This window comes from Pseudomonas sp. LBUM1676 (assembly GCF_059695605.1).
The window spans coordinates 3,531,226-3,549,183 of record NZ_CP166777.1 but is presented as its reverse complement, the minus strand read 5'-3'; the positions used below and the strand labels follow the sequence as shown (position 1 = coordinate 3,549,183).

The following is a 17,958-nucleotide window of genomic DNA, read 5'->3' as shown; positions in this document are numbered from 1 at the left end:
ACGTCAGCGGCGCCGGGCCTTTCATGAGGGCAGGGAGGGTTACTGGACGGCTTCGATGCGCTTGATCAGATCGGCGTAGGGCGCGCCGTATTTTTCGCGGATCGAGGCGGTGGCCTCATAGAAAGGTTTTTTGTCGACGGTGATGAACTCGACGCCGGCTGCCTTGAGTTTCTCTTCGCTGCTGGTGGATTTTGCGTCCCACAGGGTGCGTTCCTGGGCTTGCGCGGCCTTGGCGGTTTTCTTCACCAGCACCTGCTGCTCGGGGGTGAGTTTTTCCCAGGTGATTTTCGACATCACGATCGGCTCGGGCAAGATCAGGTGCCCGGTCAGGCTGTAGAACTTGGCGTTCTGGTAGTGGTTGTGTTCGAGCAGGGTCGGCGGGTTGTTTTCCGCGCCATCGATCACCCCGGTCTGCAACGCACTGAAGATCTCGCCGGTGTCCATCGCAATCCCATTGCCGCCCATGGCGTTGATGGTTTCGATGAACATCGGGTTGCCTTGTACGCGGATTTTCATGCCCTTGAGGTCGGCCAGGCTGCGCACCGGTTTCTTGGTGTAGATGTTGCGCGTACCGCCGTCCATCCAGGCCAGGGCGACCAGGCCGAATTCGGAATCGGTGATTTTGGCGAGGATCTCGTCGCCGACTTCACCGTCGATGACTTTACGCATGTGCGCCTGGTCGCGGAAGACAAAAGGCATGTTGAACACGTTTACGTCCGGCACCACCGGCCCGACGATGCCCAGGCTCACCCGGGCCATCTGGATGGCGCCGACCTGAGCCTGTTCCACCACTTCTTTTTCCGAGCCGAGCACACCGCCGGCGAACATCTTGAATGTCAGTTTGCCTCCGCTGTCGGCCACAAGTGTCTTGCCCAGTTGCTCTTCCGCGACGACGGTCGGATAACCGGCGGGGTGGATGTCGGCGAATTTGATTTCCAGCGCCTGGACGGCACTGCTGAGGGTGAAGGCCAAGGGGAGTGCAGCGGCAAGCAAGGTGCGTTTGAAGTCCATGGGTGTCTCTCCAGTCTTGTTATTTTTTTGTATTCAAGGCGCAGCGGTGCAGCACAAGCAGATGCAGCTAGTGGTTGAAAAGAGGTTCCGGCAAGCCTTGCACACCGGCATCGAGGGCGAACACGCCGCCGGCCAGCGACTGTTCGTCCTGGTCGTCACCGGGACGGATCGAGGTCACAAACAGCGTGTCCAGTCGGCTGCCACCGAAGGCGCACATGGTCGGTTTCTTCACCGGAACCGCGAGGGAGCGATCCAGCCGGCCATCGGGAGTGAAACGATGAATCAGCCCGGCGTCGTTGGCGCAGATCCAATAGCAACCGTCGGCATCCACGGCGGCGCCGTCGGGGCGTCCGGGGAACTGATTCATGTCGACGAACAGCCGGCGCCTGGACGGCGTGCCGCTGTCGATGTCGTAATCGAAGGCCCAGATGTGCTGGACCGAGGGATGGGAGTCAGACAGATACATAGTGCGGCCATCCGGGCTGAAGCCCAGGCCGTTGGGCACGATGAATCCGTCGAGCTGCGCGGCGAGCGGTCCGTGTTGTCCGGCGCTGTAGCGATACAGCGTGCCATTGGCAGCGTTGGCGCCCATGTTCAGCACCATGCTGCCGGCCCAGAAGCGTCCCTGCCGATCGCAACGACCGTCGTTGAGGCGCATGTCGGGACGGGTGTGATCAATCTGGGCCAGCAATTGGCTGTCGAGGCTGCCGTCGTTACGTGGGTGCAGTTCAAAGAAGCCAGTTTCCAGTCCGGCCACCCAGCTTCCATCGCTTTGACGCGCGATACAGGCGAGCATTTCGGGCGCGGTCCAGCTATCGACATGACCGCTGTCGGTGCTCCAGCGCTGCAGGCACCCGGCGGGAATATCGACCCAGTACAGGGCGTTTTCCTCGGGGACCCACACCGGGCTTTCACCGACCGCGTTACGGGCATCGACAATCAATTGAGCGTGCATGGCGGCTCATTCCCTTGGGTTTTTGTTGTTGGGATCTGTGCAGGTTCAGTCGCCGAACGGGCCGGCCGCGCAGAAGGCGCCACCCTGGTAGATCCGGGCCGGATCATCGGCTGGGGGCATGGGCTGGGCTTCGACTTTGTCGCGGAACACTTCGGAGCTGTCCTGAGGGGTGTAACCAAGGCAGGTGGCGTACCGGTTGTCCCACCAGACATTTTTGTTGTCGGACATGCCATACACCACGGTGTGGCCGACGCCAGGGGTGACCAACGCGCGCTCGAGCAACTGCGTGAGGTCGCCGAAGCTCAGCCAGGTGCTCATCATCCGGCGGTTTTGCGGCTCCGGGAACGAAGAGCCGATGCGGATGCTGACGGTCTCGATGCCATAGCGATCGAAGTAGAACGTGGCCATGTCTTCGCCGTAGGACTTGGACAAGCCGTAGTAGCTGTCCGGGCGACGCGGGGAGTGGGCGTCGATCACTTCGTCCTGCTTGTAGAAGCCGATCACGTGGTTGGAGCTGGCGAAGATCACCCGCTTGACGCCATGCCGGCGCGCAGCTTCGTAGATATGGAACACGCCGCAGATGTTGGCGCCGAGGATTTCTTCGAACGAACGCTCTACCGACACGCCGCCGAAGTGCAGGATGGCGTCCACGCCCTCGACCAGTTGATGCACGGCCTGCTTGTCGGCAAGGTCGCAGGTGACGACTTCTTCGCGATCATCGATGGCCGGGGCGATATCGGCGATGTCCGACAGGCGAATCACCTTGGCGAGCGGACGCAGGCGCTCGCGCAGAACCTTGCCGAGGCCGCCGGCGGCACCGGTCAGCAGCAGGCGGTTGAAAGGGGCGTTGGGCGTGGTGGTCATGGCAAGTTCCTGGACGCAGAATCATTGTTGAATTTGTTGTAGGTTGTCGTACGACTGTGCAGAAGTATCGTTAGGGTTTCCGGGTCTTGTCAACGTCACTTTGGTGGAAATTGACGGAAGATTATCCCTCCCGTTAAACGTACCCCCCTGTAGGAGCGAGCTTGCTCGCGAAGACCTACAGGGCGACGCGTTCAACCAGAAAGCACGCGTTTTCGTTAACGTCCATCGTCGGAACGCCGCCCGCAACAAGCTCGCTCCTACAGAAAAGCAGCCTGAACAAGCCTTACAACAACGAAATCGGATAGCTGACGAAAATTCGGTTCTCATCAAACTCGTTAGTACTGAAATCCCGGCGAATCGTCGCGTTGCGCCATTTGACGTTGAGGTTCTTCAACGCGCCGCTCTGCACGGTATAGGCCAGCTCCGATTCGCGGCCCCATTCCTTGCCGTCAGTAATCGTACCGGTGTGCACGTTATCGCCGCTGATGTAGCGGTTCATCATCGTCAGGCCGGGAATGCCGAGGGCGACGAAGTTGTAGTCGTGGCGCAGCTGCCAGGATTTTTCCCTGGCGTTGTCGTAGCTGGCGTTGTAGCTATCGTTGGCCAGGGTGCCGCCGCTGGTGCCGTTGACCCGCATCCAGACGTCGTCGCCGCTGAGTTTTTGCAGGCCGATATAGAACGTGTTGCCACCGTATTTGGCGGAGAGCATGGCGAACGCGGTTTTGTTGTCGAGGTCGCCGGCCAGGGCGCTGCCGTCTTCCTTGCCGATGAAGTAGCCGAGGTTGGCGCCAAGGGTCCAGTCGCCGATGGGCTGGCTGTGGCTGAGGTTGAAATACTGCTGCTGATAAATGTCGCTGAGTTCCGCGTACCAGACGCCGACCTGGGTGCGCTTGTCGTTGAACGCGTATTCACCGCCGCCAAAGTTGAACCGGTCGGAGGTGAAGGCGGCCTTGCCGTTCATGAACATGTCTTCCATGCTCGCGTCGTTGCGCGGGCTGTTGGCGCGGAACTGACCGCCGTAGAGCGTCAGGCCGCTGATCTCGGTGGACGTCACCTGGCCACCGCGGAAGGTCTGGGGCAAGGAACGGCCGTCGTCGGAGCGCAGGATCGGCAACACTGGCATCCATTCGCCGACCTTCACTTCGGTCCTGGAAATTTTGCCTTTGAGCGCCACCCCCATTCGCCCGAAATTGTCCGCGGGGCGGCCGTCGTCATGAATCGGCAACAACTGCGTGCCGCCCGTACCCTTGCCACCGTCGAGCTTCTGCGAGTACATGCCGAGTACGTCGACGCCAAAACCCACAGGCCCCGGCGTGAACCCGGACCTGGCATCGAGGATGAAGTTTTGCGTCCACTCTTCAGCCTTGCCCTGGGCGTTGGCAGGGTTGGTGAAGTTGCGGTTGAAGTAGGCGTTGCGCAGGTTCAGCGTGGCCTTGGCGTCATCGACGAAGCCTTCGGCGTTGCCGGTCAAGGGCAGGGCGAAAGCCAGGCTGCTGAAGCTGATCAGGCTCAGGGTATGACGGCACGCGAAGGCGGGGCGAGGGGTGCTGAAGGAGGAATTGCGGACGAGCTTGCTCACTGTGACGCTCCCTTTGATCTTATTGTTTTTATTTTGTCATACGTCGTCGTACAACATGGAGCGATTATTTACGGGAGTTTTGGGGGTGTCAATCAGAAGTTATACGATGACTTAACGACTTTAGTCGTAGTCAATTGAAAACCCTGTAGGAGCGAGCTTGCTCGCGATGGTCGTCAACGATAACGCTGGAAACCTGACACCCCGCGGCGCTCTCAGGTTTTTCGCGAGCAAGCTCGCTCCTACAAGGGGGAGGGGGTGTACTTCAGTTCATGATCATGGGCGGCATGGTTCCCAACAGCGAAACCGCCGCCACCGCGCCGATCCCCAGCATCCACTCCAGCATTACGCTGGCACGCAATGCCGGCATGCGCCGATCGCAATCCTTGATCCGCAACCGATTGAACAGGGCCAACCCGAGCATCGCAGCCACCAGCAGCACCTTGATCAACAGAATCAAGGCAAATCCGCTCAGCAACGGCGTCGGCCAGAACGCCCCGGTCAGTACCCGGACATTGATCAGGCCCGTGACCAGCAATCCCGCGACCAAGGCAAAACCGACCCCGCTGAAGCGTCGCAATATCGCTTCAACGGACTGCGCAGCCGGTCGTGGCAGGATCATCACCAACAGCATCAATCCCCCAAGCCAGGCGCCAACGCAAATCAGGTGGATGACCTGGTTGAAAATCAGCAATTGCCCTTCGAGACCGTCGAGCATGGCGCCATGGCCGACCGGAGCCAGGGTCACCAGCAACAGCCCGCTCAAGGCTATCCGCATGGGGAAGTTGCCTTGCAGCGGCGTCAGCAGCAACGCCACCAACAGCCCATTGAGCAGCAGATGCCAGCGCCACACCTGGCCAAAAAACGTCTTGTCCAGCACCAGTCCCAAGGTCGACGGATCGAATGCCGCCTCCCAGGTGCCGGCCATGCTGGCGGTGATCAACAACAACCAGCCGACACCGCTGACCAACGCCACCACCGCGAGCCATCGGCTGACCCGCGCCAGCAGTCCATCCAGCGTTGTTTCACGGCCCAGCAACAGCGGCTTGAATACCCAGGCCCCGAACAGCATCAACACCACGGTGAAATGCAGGAAACGGCACAGCACCATCGCGTCCGTCATGAGTTACTGGCCAACCTTGAAGCCGTAGGCACCTTCGCTTTTGTGGGTGTCGACCGACACTGCATGCCATTCGACCTTGTACGCCCCAGCCGCCAAAGGCGCCGCCGGGGTCACGACCAGGATTTTTTTATCGCTGCCTTCGGTGGTCAGGCTTTTCACCGGGACCTGGGCGCCGTCCTTGCTGAGGGTGACTTTGGTGAAGGTCGCTTCGATGCCTTCGGAAAACACCAGGCGCAGTTCCGACGGCGCGCTCACGGTGCTGTCGGCGGCCGGGGTCTGGCTTTGCAGGTGGGCATGGGCCCATACCGAAGAGGCGGTGAGCAGTGAGCCGAGGAGGGCGGCGGTGGTCAGGGCGTTCTTGAGCAGCATCGTGGATACCTTAGAGGCAGGTTCGAAGAAGCGGGCAGTTTACCTGTGTGAGCGTGAAGCCGGGCGTAGGAAGATTCGTTTTCCCTTGTCGCCCCGAGGTAGAGCGGATGCTAGTCTTGATCAACGCTGTTGTCAGGGAGCCCTCATGGGCAATCACAAGATCGAGATTCGCCGCAGTAACGTCGAAAAAATTCTGCTGGGGGCCGAAAAGGTCTTCGCCGAAAAAGGCTTCGGCAGCACCGCCATGGCCGACATCGCCGCCGAGGTGCAGCTGCCGCGTTCCAACCTGCATTACTACTTCAGCACCAAGCACGAACTGTACAGCGCCGTGCTGTTCGACCTGCTCGAAGTCTGGAAGCAGGACGCCCTGTGCTTCGAAATGTTCGACGACCCACGGGTAGTGCTCAGCAGCTACATCCGCGCCAAAATGAACCACTCCCGCAGCCGGCCCTACGGCTCCAAAGTCTGGGCCAACGAAATCATCCACGGCGCCCCAACACTGGGTGTCGCGCTGGATGCGAGCCTGTACGACTGGGCCAAGATGAAAGAAGCGAAAATCCGCCAGTGGGTGGAGGATAAACGCATCCTGCCGGTGGAGCCTTCAAGCCTGTTGTATATGATCTGGGCTTCGACCCAGCATTATGCTGACTTTGATCATCAGGTGAATATTTTGAATGATCATCAGCCGTTGTCGGACATGCAGTTCGAGCGGGCGGTGCAGACGGTGACCAGTGTTATTTTACGAGGGATTGGGTTGGAGCCGTAGCCCGCGCAATACTATAAAATAGTATCAGGTATTTCCATGTACAGTTACTTTCTTATTGCTTTGGCTTTAATTTCGGAATAGTTGATTGCGCTGGTTTTTTTAATTTGTAAAAAAGTGGCCCTTATTTCTTCGCGGATTTGTTCTCGAGTATCATTGTTCTTAGTGGTGTGGATACTGTGTTTAATTTCTTTAAGCCTATTAAATTGGTCTTGGGTGCTTACTGTTTTGAAGTCGGGCTTTAGCTTGTTAAGATCATATAAAACTTCGAAGTTTTTCAAGTCTACTTGTTGAGGCGACAGGTTTCCGCCGGAACTACCGCGCATTGTATTGGAGGAAATATGTCCGCCTAAGGTTATTAGTTCACTTGATGTTTGTGGGTTGGCGATTGGAACGACAGCAACTGGATTGAACGATGATGCTGAACGACCCGGTCGGGCAATGGTCGAGGAGGAGTGCCGAATTGTATTTTGGGGGCTGGGGGGTGGAGGGAAAAAGTGAAAACGCCCGTGTTGGTTCACAATTTTTAGTCTTACGTTGCCAGTCGGATCGTAATGGTTGATCGGGTCATTTCCGCAATAAGAATACGGATTAATCCCCCCTTTACCAAAAGGGCTCAACTCATCCGGACTGTTAAAGCGCATCAATACCGGATTAAAAGCCCGCTTGCCCTGACCCAAAAGATAGTGTCCCGTTATTGCGTCAGGGCATTCACCGTTGAATCCAAGCAAGCGGCTTAAACCACTTTCTGCCGGATGGTGACCGTAGGCGGTATAGGCCATTTGCTGCGGATTTGTACCCCCGAGGGTCTGCAGCAGCGAATGAGACTGATCGGTTGCCAGCAGACTGGTTTCGGTGACGCCGCTTGTGCTTTGTTGTTGCGCCAACGGCTGGGCTTCATGGCGGATGATGGTTCGTTGCGTCTGCTCATCCAGCTCGGTAGTCAGATGGTCTTCCTGATAGAAGCGCTGAGTGCTGGCGCGCTCCAGAAGCCCCACGCCCATGAGGCGGTCCAGTGGGTCGTATTGATAGCGGCACAGAATCTTCAATGATGAAGCGGACATGGTGGGGCCTCACTGGCGAATTACATGGGTGCCAGCTTCGAATATATTGCGGGGGGGCGTCTACTAGCAGAACTGATAGGTTGGTGGGCGTTGGGCGGGGATTGGGTTGGAGTTTTGAGTATTTCGGTGGGGCTGCTGGCCTCTTCGCGGGCAAGCCTCGCTCCTACAGGGTTCGATGCTGTCCACACATCTCATGTACACCAAACAACCCTGCAGGAGCGAGGCTTGCCCGCGAAGGCGGCAGTTCAGCCGGCGCCTGCCTTAGGGGGCGACGTGGTAGGGATTGCGCGGATCATGATTCCAATCCAGAAACGGCTTGCCATTCTCCATCGGCACCATCTCGATGCAATCCTGTACCGGGCAGGTGATCTGACACAGGTTGCAACCCACGCACTCCTCATCGATCACTTCATACTTATGCGTGCCATCCGCTTGCTTGAGGCTGGCCACCGCCTGGTGCGAGGTGTCTTCGCAGGCGATATGGCAGCGGCCACAACCGATGCAGGCCTCCCGATCAATCTTCGCAATCACCTGATAATTGATGTCCAGGTACTTCCAGTCGGTGGTGTTGGCCACCGCCCGACCGGAAAACTGCGACACGCTGGCATAGCCTTGACTGTCCATCCAGCGTGACAAACCATCCTTCATCTCGTCGACTATCCGAAACCCATGCAACATGGCCGCCGTGCACACCTGCACCGCACCGCTGCCAAGAGCGATGAATTCCGCCGCGTCGCGCCAGCTGCCGATCCCGCCGATGCCGCAGATCGGCAGGCCCTGGGTCTGTGGATCGCGTGCGATTTCGGCGACCATGTTCAGCGCGATCGGCTTGACCGCCGAACCGCAGTATCCGCCGTGGGTGCTCTGGCTGCCGACGGCGGGATTGGCGACCATGCGTTCGAGGTTGACGCTGGTGATCGAGTTGATGGTGTTGATCAGCGACACCGCATCGGCGCCGCCACGATGGGCGGCACGGGCGGCGACGCGGATGTCGGTGATGTTCGGCGTGAGCTTGACGATCACTGGCAGCGAGCAGTATGTCTTGCACCAGCGGGTGACTTGTTCGACGTACTCCGGCACCTGACCGACCGCCGCGCCCATGCCCCGTTCCGGCATGCCGTGGGGGCAGCCGAAGTTCAGCTCGATGCCGTCGGCACCCGTGGCTTCCACCAGCGGCAAGATGAATTTCCACGACTCTTCGACACAGGGCACCATCAACGAAACGATGAGCGCGCGGTCCGGCCAGTCTTTTTTGACCTGGGTGATTTCCCGCAGGTTGATCTCCAGGGTGCGATCGGTGATCAGCTCGATGTTGTTGAAGCCCATCACTTCACGATTCGGCCCGAAGTGCGCCGAATAACGCGACGAGACGTTGACCGCCGCCGGGTCTTCACCCAGGGTTTTCCAGACCACGCCACCCCAGCCGGCCTCGAAAGCGCGGACCACGTTGTAGGCTTTGTCGGTCGGTGGCGCGGAGGCCAGCCAGAACGGGTTGGGGGCTTTGATGCCGGCGAAGACTATCGAGAGATCGGCCATTTACGCAGCCTCCACGTTGAGCATGAGTTGGACGTTGATGGCTTCGGCAGCCAGCTTGCCGTGCTGCACGGCCTGCACGGTGAGGTCCTGGTCGAGGCTGGTGCAGTCGCCGCCGGCATACACCCCGGGGATGCTGGTGCACAGCTGTTCGTCGACCAGGATTCGATCGCCCTCGCGCTTGAGTTCACGGGCCAGCGGATCGGCGAGGGCGCCGGCGTCAAAGGCCTGGCCGATGGCTTTGAAAATGGCGTCGGCGGCCAGTTCGAAGGTTTCCCCGGTGGTCTGCAGAAGGCCTTCCACCAGATGCGTGCGGGCGAAACGCATGCCGCGCACCTGGCCCTGATGGTCGAGCAGTACTTCGTCGGGTTGAGCCCAGGTCAGCAGACGCACCTGATTGGCCTTGGCGATGTCCTGCTCGTGGCCGGTGGCGCCCATGTCCTCGACACCTCGGCGATACACCAGGTTGACATCGCGAGCGCCGAGACGGGCCATTTGCACGGCCATGTCGATCGCGGTGTTGCCGGCGCCCAGCACAATGCAGTGATCCGCCAGGGGCAGTTGGGTCAGATCATCGGCCTGGCGCAGTTCGCGGATGTAATCGGTGGCGGCGAGCAAGCCGGCTGCATCCTCATGGGGCAGACCCAGTTGCTTGCTGGCCGCGAGGCCAAGGCCGAGGAACACCGCGTCGAATTGCTGATGCAGCTCGCTGAGGGTCAGGTTATCGCCGAGCTTCTGGCCGTGGCGGATTTCGATGCCGCCAATCTGCATCAGGAACTCAAGCTCCTTCTGCGCGTAATCGTCCACCAGCTTGTACTTGGCGATCCCGTATTCGTTGAGGCCGCCAGCCTTTTCCCGCGCCTCGAAAATCACCACGTCATGCCCGTGCATGGCACTGCGGTGAGCGCAGGACAACCCGGCGGGACCGGCACCGACCACGGCGATGCGCTTGCCGGTGGCGGCGGCGCGCTGGAACGGGTGCTCGCTGAAGTGCGCGTTGTCCACCGCATAGCGTTGCAACAGGCCGATCAGCACCGGTGCGCATTCGTGGGCGTTGTTGCGCACACAGGCTTGCTGGCAGAGGATTTCCGTGGGGCACACCCGCGCGCAACTGCCACCGAGGATATTGGCCGAGAGAATTTTCTGTGCGGCGCCCTGAACGTTCTCCTGGTGGATGTTGCGGATGAACGAGGGAATGTCGATCTCGCTCGGGCAGGCATTTACACACGGCGCGTCGTAGCAATACAGGCAGCGCGAGGCTTCCAGGTAGGCCTGGCGGTCGTTGAGTGGCGGTGCCAGGTCGGTGAAATGACTGGCGAGGGCGACCGCATCTTCATGGGGGTGCGGGAGGTGGTTCAGGGTCTTGATCACGGTATTGGCCTCACGGTTATTTGAGGTGCTGCCTCTGATGGGCATTTTTTGTGTTGTCCGGACTGCCGCCTTCGCGAGCAGGCTCGCTCCCACAGGGGAATGCATTTCAAATGTGGGAGCGAGCCTGCTCGCGAAGGCCGAAGGCCTCGATCTCAGCGTTTCACGGCAACTGGCTGATTCAACTCAGCCCGCTTGCTCAGCAACTCAAACACCGCTGGATACGCCGGCCGTTCGACATACCGCCCGGCACCACGCTCGGCCCGCAAATCGCCATCGGCCCAGACCACCCGACCCTGACTCACGGTGTGGCTCGGCACGCCGCGCACGGTCTTGCCTTCGAAAATGTTGAAGTCAACCTGCTGGTGATGGGTCTTCGCCGAAATCGTGCGCGTACCTTCGGGGTCCCACAGCACCAGATCGGCATCGGCACCGACGCGAATCGCGCCTTTGCGCGGGTAGAGGTTGAAGATCTTCGCGGTGTTGGTGGAGGTCAGTGCAACGAAGTGCTGCATCGACAGGCGGCCGGTATTTACCCCTTCATCCCAGAGCACCGCCATGCGGTCTTCGATCCCGGCGGTGCCGTTGGGGATCTTGCTGAAGTCGTCACGGCCGGCGGCTTTTTGCTCGGCGCAGAAGCAGCAATGGTCGGTGGCGGTGGTGTGCAGGTTGCCCGATTGCAAGCCGTGCCAAAGCGCCTCTTGATGACCGCGAGGACGGAAGGGCGGGCTCATCACGTAACCGGCGGCAGTCTGCCAGTCCGGGTGTTGGTAGACGCTGTCGTCCAACAGCAGATGCCCGGCCAGCACTTCGCCGTAGACTTGCTGGCCCTTGCTGCGGGCGTAGGTGATTTCGTCAAGGGCTTCCTTGGTCGAGACATGCACCAGGTACAGCGGCGTGCCCAGGGTTTCGGCAATACGGATCGCCCGGCTTGCCGCTTCGCCTTCAACCTGCGAAGGACGCGACAACGGATGCGCTTCCGGGCCGGTCATGCCCTGGGCCATCAATTTGCGTTGCAGGTGATAGACCAGCTCGCCGTTCTCCGCATGCACGGTCGGCACGGCGCCCAGTTCCAGGCAGCGTTCGAAACTCGCCACCAGGGTGTCGTCGGCAGCCATGATCGCGTTCTTGTAGGCCATGAAGTGCTTGAAGCTGTTGACGCCATGCTGGCTGACCAGCTCGGCCATTTCTTCGCGAACCTGTTCGCTCCACCAGGTGATCGCGACATGGAAGCCGTAATCCGACGCCGACTTCTCGGCCCAGCCGCGCCACTGATGGAATGCTTCCATCAACGATTGCTGAGGATTGGGAATCACGAAATCGATGATCGAGGTGGTGCCACCGGCAAGTCCCGCTGCCGTACCGCTGAAAAAGTCTTCGCTGGCCACCGTACCCATGAAGGGCAGTTGCATGTGCGTGTGCGGGTCGATGCCGCCGGGCATCAGGTATTGGCTGCTGCCGTCGAGCACTTCGGCACCCGCCGGAACATCGAGATTGGCACCGATGGCCTTGATCACGCCGTCGGCGCAATAGACGTCGGCACGATAACTTTCATCATGGGTAATAACGGTGGCGCCACGGATCAACAGAGACATTCCGAGTTCCTCGCAGGCAATGACCGGCTAATGCCGGTTCTAAATGTTTTATATGAAGCATCCACCAACAGGAGTATTCCTGTCAGTGCTGTCAAGAATAGACGCTAGCTGCAGTTCGGGGATTGGGCAAGAATATTTTTATAAGCTTATCTATTTTTTAACATGTTGATACTTAAAGACAAAATAACAAATTCACCGAAAGGGAGAGGCGCCTCACCATTTTGACGCACTTGACAGGTTCCGAAAATGAACGAGATTTCTATGTGAAATCAGCCGCTTGAAGGATGGTCTATGGTTGATGCGCAACCTTGAAAAAAAGGCGTGCACCACATTGAGTCGTGACTGTCTGGACGACGGATGCCAGATATTCAACCCGAGTGACATGACAAGTAAATGTGGATTCATATTCAGAAAATTAAAACTGATGTACATCAGTTATTTACAACGTTTTTATGGAACTGCCCGATGCGCTGACGGGGTGCCCGGCACAGTTATTGAACTCGCCAACCCTTGATGCGCAAAAAATAATTCAAAGAACAGTGGAGCGGCCATGCAACAGATCAGATCGCAAGTGACCGAGCGCGACGGCTTGTTCGAGCTCGAAGCCGGCAGCGATGTCCTCGACAGTCCCCGTTACAACCACGACATGGCACCGACCAAGGTGCGCGAGCGAACCTGGAATAAATGGCACATCACCGCGTTGTGGGTCGGCATGGCAATCTGCGTGCCGACCTACACCCTCGGCGGGGTACTCACCGCCTACTTCGGCCTGAGCGTGGGCGAAGCGCTGCTGGCGATTCTGTTTGCCAATATCATCGTCCTGATCCCGCTGACGCTTAACGCCTTCCCCGGCACCAAATACGGTATTCCGTTTCCGGTGTTGCTGCGTTCGTCCTTCGGCATCCTCGGCTCCAACATCCCGTGCCTGATCCGCGCATTGGTAGCCTGCGGCTGGTTCGGCATCCAGACGATGTTCGGCGGGCTGGCGATCCATCTGTTCCTGGGCTCGGTGTTCGAGGGCTGGAAGTCACTGGGCGGTACCGGCGAAGTGATCGGCTTCATGGTGTTCTGGGTGCTGAACCTGTGGGTGGTGATTCGTGGCGCCGAATCGATCAAGTGGCTGGAAACCCTGTCGGCACCGCTACTGGTGCTGGTCGGTGTGGGCCTGCTGGTATGGGCGATGCCGAATGTGTCAATGACCGAGTTGCTGGCGATCCCGCCCAAGCGTCCGGAAGGCGCGGGTGTGGCCAGTTACTTCGCCGCCGGGCTGACCGCGATGGTCGGGTTCTGGGCCACGCTGTCGCTGAACATACCGGACTTCAGTCGCTATGCGAAAAGCCAGAAGGACCAGATTGTCGGGCAGATCATCGGCTTGCCCCTGACCATGTTCCTGTTCGCGTCGCTGGGCGTGGTGATGACGGCCGCTTCGGTGAAACTGGTGGGCGTCACCGTCTCCGATCCCGTCACCCTGATCGGTCATATCCAGAGCCCGGTATGGGTCGCACTGGCCATGGCGTTGATCATTATTGCCACGCTGTCTACCAATACCGCGGCCAACATCGTCTCGCCGACCAACGACTTCCAGAACATTGCACCCAAGGTCATCAACCGGACCAAGGCGGTGATGCTCACCGGTCTGGTCGGGCTGGTGCTGATGGGGCATGAACTGCTGAAAAAACTCGGGCTGATCGTTTCCGATCTGAGCCTGGAAACGGTCTATTCCAACTGGTTGCTGGGTTACTCCAGCTTGTTGGGCCCGATTGCCGGGATCATGGTGGTGGACTATTTCCTGATCAAGAAACAGCAGCTGGATCTGGCCGGGTTGTATCGGGATGACGTTTACCCGGCGTGGAACTGGTTCGGGTTTATCGCCTTCGGTGTGCCGGTGGTGTTGACGTTGTTGTCGCTCGGCAGTGATGCGTTCAGCTGGTTTTACAGCTATGGCTGGTTTACCGGGTCGGCACTGGGTGGGTTGATTTATTACGGGTTGAGTGCGATGCGGCCGAGTCCTACTGCCGTGAAATCTGCGGTGTGAGGGATGCCCTTTCGCGAGCAGGCTCGCTCCCACAGGGGAATGCATTCCAAATGTGGGAGCGAGCCTGCTCGCGAAGGCGGCCTCATAAACGACAAAGAATTGCCTGAAGAAACCTATAAGAACTGCCTGAGGAGATCACCATGAACGCTGCCATCGACGTTCTGCAATCCACCCATCAGCACATCAACCGCGACCGCCTGTGGCAATCGCTCATGGAACTGGCCCGGCTCGGCGCCACGGTCAAGGGCGGCGTCTGTCGTCTGGCCCTGACCGATCTCGACCGCCAGGCCCGGGACATTTTCGTCAAGTGGTGCGAAGACGCTGGCTGCACCGTCAGCATCGACGCCGTCGGCAACATCTTCGCCCGCCGTCCCGGGCGCAATCCGGACTTGCCGCCGGTCATGACCGGCAGCCACATCGATACTCAACCCACCGGCGGCAAGTTCGATGGCTGCTTCGGTGTGCTGGCTGGCGTCGAAGTCCTGCGCACCCTCAACGACCTGGGAGTGGAAACCGAAGCACCGCTGGAAGTGGTGGTCTGGACCAACGAAGAAGGCTCGCGCTTCGCCCCGTGCATGATGGGCTCCGGTGTGTTCGCGGAAAAATTCACCCTGCAAGAGACGCTGGCCAAGGTCGACGCCGAAGGCATCACCGTCGGCGACGCATTGAACGCCATCGGTTACGCCGGCCCGCGCCAGGTCAGCGGTCACGCGGTCGGTGCCTATTTCGAAGCGCACATCGAGCAGGGCCCGATCCTCGAAGACGAACACAAAACCATAGGGGTCGTCATGGGCGCCCTCGGGCAGAAATGGTTCGACCTCAAACTGCGCGGCGTCGAAGCCCACGCCGGTCCGACCCCGATGCACCTGCGCAAGGACGCCCTGGTCGGTGCCTCGATCATCGTCGGCGCCGTCAACCGCACCGCACTCGACCATCAACCCCACGCCTGCGGCACCGTCGGTTGCCTGCAAGCCTACCCCGGCTCTCGCAATGTCATCCCCGGTGAAGTGCGCATGACCCTCGACTTCCGTCACCTGGAACCTGCGCGGCTGGATTCGATGATCGCCGAAGTCCGCGAGGTGATTGAATCCACCTGCAAGGCCCACGGCCTGACCTTCGAACTGACACCCACTGCCGACTTCCCGCCGTTGTACTTCGACAAGGGCTGCGTGGAAGCCGTACGCGGTGCCGCCCAAGGGTTGGGCCTGTCGCACATGGATATCGTCAGCGGGGCAGGGCATGACGCCATTTTTGTTGCCGAACTCGGGCCGGCCGGCATGATCTTCGTGCCGTGCGAAGGCGGCATCAGCCACAACGAAATCGAGAACGCCGCGCCGGATGATCTGGCGGCCGGGTGTGCGGTGCTGTTGCGGGCGATGCTGGCGGCTTCGGCGGCCATCGCGTCTGGAAAACTGGCAGCCTGACAAGCAAAAGATCGCAGGCTCGGCAGCTCATTGATGGTGTTCGGCGCATGGGTTGCATCCGAATACCGACCCTGTAGAGCTGCCGCAGCCTAGGATCTTTTGATATTCACCCCTTGCGTGAAAACACATCCCCGATACTGCGGCGCCGGGCATGCAACTCACTGGCATGGATCAGCTGCTCAAGGTCTTCAGGGGTAACGTCGAAGAACGCCTCCATCTCCGCCAGGGCCAGCTTCAAGTCCTGGGCGGTGATGGCCTGGCTGTCGATCGGCGGGTGATCGGCCGGTACGACGGCATCCGGTTCGCTGGCACGCTTGGGGTAACGGATCTGTGTCAGGTTGTTGTAGGCCAGGGCGCTCAGCAGCATGGTCGATGCGCTGAGCATCACCGGGCCGAGGGCTTTCCAGTCCATGGCGATGGTTGCCGGGTCCGCCAGTACCAACAGTAACGCCAGCGCGCCTGCCGGCGGGTGCAGGCAACGCAGCCAGCACATCAGAATCAGCGCCATGCCGGCCGCCAGGCACGCGCTGCCCAGGGTCCGCCCCAGTACGTGAGCGACCAGCAACGAGACCACTCCGGCGCTCAAGTAGCCGCCCAATATCGACCAGGGCTGGGCGAGGGCGCCGGAAGATACGGCGAACAGCAACACCGCCGACGCACCCAGCGGACCGATCAGGTGCTGCGCCACTTGCATGCCGAATACCTGACTGCAGAGCCAGACACTGAACATCGTGCCCAATGACATGCCGATGGCAGCGCGGCTCCATTCCGAAGGGCGGGTATTGATGGCAGCGGGTAACCAGCGAGCAAGCATGGGGCTAGGGATCCATAGAAAAAATCGAGGCAAAAAAAAGGCTTAACTGGGATACCCAGAAAGCCCTTGAAGTTGTTCCAACTATTGGGGGAGGAACGGGGCTAGTGTGCCGTTCAATTCTGATGCTGACAAATTCATATTAATGAAGCTTGAGTTCATTATTTTTGATGTGTAGCCACCCGGCGCCCACTCATGAAACAGAGGAAACCGCCCACGGCCGTCAGCACGCTCAAGGCATAGAACATGGTGGGTGCGGGCGAATGCATCAGCAGGAAGCCGCAGATCACCGGGCTCAGGGCACCGCCCAGGGCTGCCAGGTTCTGTGCGCCGTAGTAGCTGCCACGCAGTTCCTCCGGTGCCAGGGTATCGACGAAGAGGAATTCGGCGGGGTAAATGATCATTTCACCAAGGGTGAAGATGAACATCGCCAAGCACCAGGAGACCAGGCTGTCGGCCAGACTAAAGCCGATCAGCCCGAGGATGAACAGGCTGGTGCCGCCGGCGATCCAGTAGCGCAGCTGTTCGCGCTTGAGGAAGCGGCCGATCTGGTATTGCAGCAGGATCACGCTGATGGCGTTGCAGGCGAGCAGGGCGGCCATGGTTTCCAGGGCTCGCTTGGCGTCCTGCGTCACCAGCAGGTATTGCGACAGGTACAAGGTGAAGCGTCCGTGGACCACGGTGCTGAGCAGGCAGCCGCAGGTGAACATGATCAGGGTACGGTCGTTTTTCAGCGTGACCAGGGTCTTGAAAAAACTCTGGGGTTGGCCGATCGCCGGCGTCTGGGCCGAGTCCCTGGGGATTCCGCTCATCAGGAAGATACTGAAAAAAGCGATAGCGCCGGCTATCAGGAACGGTGCAATCGGGTACACGCCAGCAATCACCACACCGAGCATCGGCCCAGTGGCGTAGCCGATGTTGGTCAGGGTGTAGCGCAGGGAAAAGGCCTTGGCGCGCTGGCCGATGGGCAGGTTTTCGCTGAGGATCGCCTTGGAACCGATCAGGAACAAAGCCGAAGCGGTTTCGGTGATGACCAGGGTGAGGGTGGTCAGGTAAAGGTTTTCAGCGAAGGTCAGCAGCACGAAACCGATGGCGCTGGAGAGCATGGCGAGGATCAGCAGCCGGCGCTTTTCCAGACGGTCGATGATGTAACCGCCGTAGAGCGCGAGCAGCGTGGCGATGAACACGGCGATGCCCAGCAGCAAACCGACGTCTTGCTGGTTGAGACCGAGTTTGTTGCTCAGGAACAGCGTGAGCAGCGGGCTGGTGATGGCGCGGCTGACGACGATGGTCAGTGAGCAGATCATCAACCGGCGGATAACGAGCGAGTAAGTGGCCACGGTGGGGCAAATGTCCTTATTCAGTGGGTGTAGTGTTTGCCGATGTTCCGAGTCGCGGCCATTCGCGAGCAGGCTCGCTCCCACAGGGGAACGCATTTCAATTGTGGGAGCGAGCCTGCTCGCGAAG

General features: G+C 59.6%; 15 protein-coding genes and 1 pseudogene. 4 read left to right on the top strand and 12 right to left on the bottom strand.

The genetic code is table 11. The features are described from left to right. Window positions 1-39: 39 nt before the first annotated feature. The 4 genes from ACA041_RS16395 to ACA041_RS16380 all read right to left on the bottom strand — a co-directional run bounded on the left by ACA041_RS16395 (window position 40) and on the right by ACA041_RS16380 (window position 4,409). Window positions 40-1,011: a TRAP transporter substrate-binding protein gene (locus tag ACA041_RS16395; protein ID WP_497433865.1), complete on the bottom strand. Its 972-nt coding sequence runs from the start codon at window positions 1,009-1,011 to the stop codon at window positions 40-42. Between the two features lie 67 nt (window positions 1,012-1,078). Continuing rightward, window positions 1,079-1,966, bottom strand: coding sequence for an SMP-30/gluconolactonase/LRE family protein (locus tag ACA041_RS16390; RefSeq protein WP_497433860.1), 888 nt, complete (start codon window positions 1,964-1,966; stop codon window positions 1,079-1,081). Between the two features lie 45 nt (window positions 1,967-2,011). Beyond that, window positions 2,012-2,830 (bottom strand): NAD-dependent epimerase/dehydratase family protein, encoded by an 819-nt coding sequence (locus tag ACA041_RS16385; protein ID WP_497433855.1) that lies wholly within the window; start codon window positions 2,828-2,830, stop codon window positions 2,012-2,014. 283 nt (window positions 2,831-3,113) lie between these two features. Beyond that, window positions 3,114-4,409 (bottom strand): OprD family porin, encoded by a 1,296-nt coding sequence (locus tag ACA041_RS16380; protein WP_497433851.1) that lies wholly within the window; start codon window positions 4,407-4,409, stop codon window positions 3,114-3,116. A 166-nt stretch (window positions 4,410-4,575) separates the two neighbouring features. Here ACA041_RS16380 and ACA041_RS16375 point away from each other — a divergent pair. Further along, window positions 4,576-4,653, top strand: a pseudogene (locus tag ACA041_RS16375) (outer membrane lipoprotein carrier protein LolA); the annotation flags it as partial. An 18-nt stretch (window positions 4,654-4,671) separates the two neighbouring features. Here the strand turns inward: ACA041_RS16375 and copD are convergent. Together copD and copC are read right to left on the bottom strand one after the other, a co-directional pair. Further along, on the bottom strand, window positions 4,672-5,529 hold the full coding sequence (gene copD, locus ACA041_RS16370) for a copper homeostasis membrane protein CopD (protein WP_497433847.1): 858 nt from the start codon (window positions 5,527-5,529) through the stop codon (window positions 4,672-4,674). Between the two features lie 3 nt (window positions 5,530-5,532). Next, window positions 5,533-5,898, bottom strand: a complete 366-nt coding sequence (gene copC, locus ACA041_RS16365) for a copper homeostasis periplasmic binding protein CopC (protein ID WP_497433843.1) — start codon at window positions 5,896-5,898, stop codon at window positions 5,533-5,535. Between the two features lie 145 nt (window positions 5,899-6,043). Between copC and ACA041_RS16360 the strand changes: the two genes are divergently transcribed. After that, window positions 6,044-6,664, top strand: a complete 621-nt coding sequence (locus ACA041_RS16360; protein ID WP_497433841.1) for a TetR/AcrR family transcriptional regulator — start codon at window positions 6,044-6,046, stop codon at window positions 6,662-6,664. Window positions 6,665-6,708: 44 nt separating this feature from the next. Here the strand turns inward: ACA041_RS16360 and ACA041_RS16355 are convergent, their stop codons facing one another. The 4 genes from ACA041_RS16355 to hydA form a co-directional block, all read right to left on the bottom strand. Beyond that, entirely contained in the window at window positions 6,709-7,725 is a 1,017-nt protein-coding gene (locus tag ACA041_RS16355) for an RHS repeat-associated core domain-containing protein (RefSeq protein ID WP_497433839.1), read from the bottom strand. A gap of 261 nt (window positions 7,726-7,986) precedes the next feature. Further along, window positions 7,987-9,261, bottom strand: coding sequence for an NAD-dependent dihydropyrimidine dehydrogenase subunit PreA (gene preA / locus ACA041_RS16350; RefSeq protein ID WP_497433837.1), 1,275 nt, complete (start codon window positions 9,259-9,261; stop codon window positions 7,987-7,989). After that, window positions 9,262-10,629 carry an NAD(P)-dependent oxidoreductase gene (locus ACA041_RS16345; RefSeq protein ID WP_497442090.1) on the bottom strand — a complete coding sequence of 456 codons (1,368 nt, stop codon included), beginning with the start codon at window positions 10,627-10,629 and terminating at the stop codon, window positions 9,262-9,264. Window positions 10,630-10,781: 152 nt separating this feature from the next. Continuing rightward, window positions 10,782-12,221: a dihydropyrimidinase gene (hydA, locus tag ACA041_RS16340; protein WP_497433832.1), complete on the bottom strand. Its 1,440-nt coding sequence runs from the start codon at window positions 12,219-12,221 to the stop codon at window positions 10,782-10,784. Window positions 12,222-12,771: 550 nt separating this feature from the next. On the opposite strand from hydA, the gene ACA041_RS16335 reads away from it, so the two are divergent. Together ACA041_RS16335 and ACA041_RS16330 are read left to right on the top strand one after the other, a co-directional pair. After that, on the top strand, window positions 12,772-14,256 hold the full coding sequence (locus ACA041_RS16335) for an NCS1 family nucleobase:cation symporter-1 (protein ID WP_150744547.1): 1,485 nt from the start codon (window positions 12,772-12,774) through the stop codon (window positions 14,254-14,256). A 140-nt stretch (window positions 14,257-14,396) separates the two neighbouring features. Beyond that, window positions 14,397-15,680 (top strand): Zn-dependent hydrolase, encoded by a 1,284-nt coding sequence (locus ACA041_RS16330; protein WP_497433827.1) that lies wholly within the window; start codon window positions 14,397-14,399, stop codon window positions 15,678-15,680. Between the two features lie 106 nt (window positions 15,681-15,786). Here ACA041_RS16330 and ACA041_RS16325 read toward each other — a convergent pair whose 3' ends face one another. Together ACA041_RS16325 and ACA041_RS16320 are read right to left on the bottom strand one after the other, a co-directional pair. Beyond that, window positions 15,787-16,494: an HPP family protein gene (locus ACA041_RS16325; RefSeq protein ID WP_497433822.1), complete on the bottom strand. Its 708-nt coding sequence runs from the start codon at window positions 16,492-16,494 to the stop codon at window positions 15,787-15,789. Window positions 16,495-16,652: 158 nt separating this feature from the next. Further along, the gene (locus tag ACA041_RS16320) at window positions 16,653-17,831 is read right to left on the bottom strand and encodes an MFS transporter (RefSeq protein ID WP_497433816.1); all 1,179 of its coding nucleotides are present in this window, start codon (window positions 17,829-17,831) and stop codon (window positions 16,653-16,655) included. Window positions 17,832-17,958: the final 127 nt, after the last annotated feature.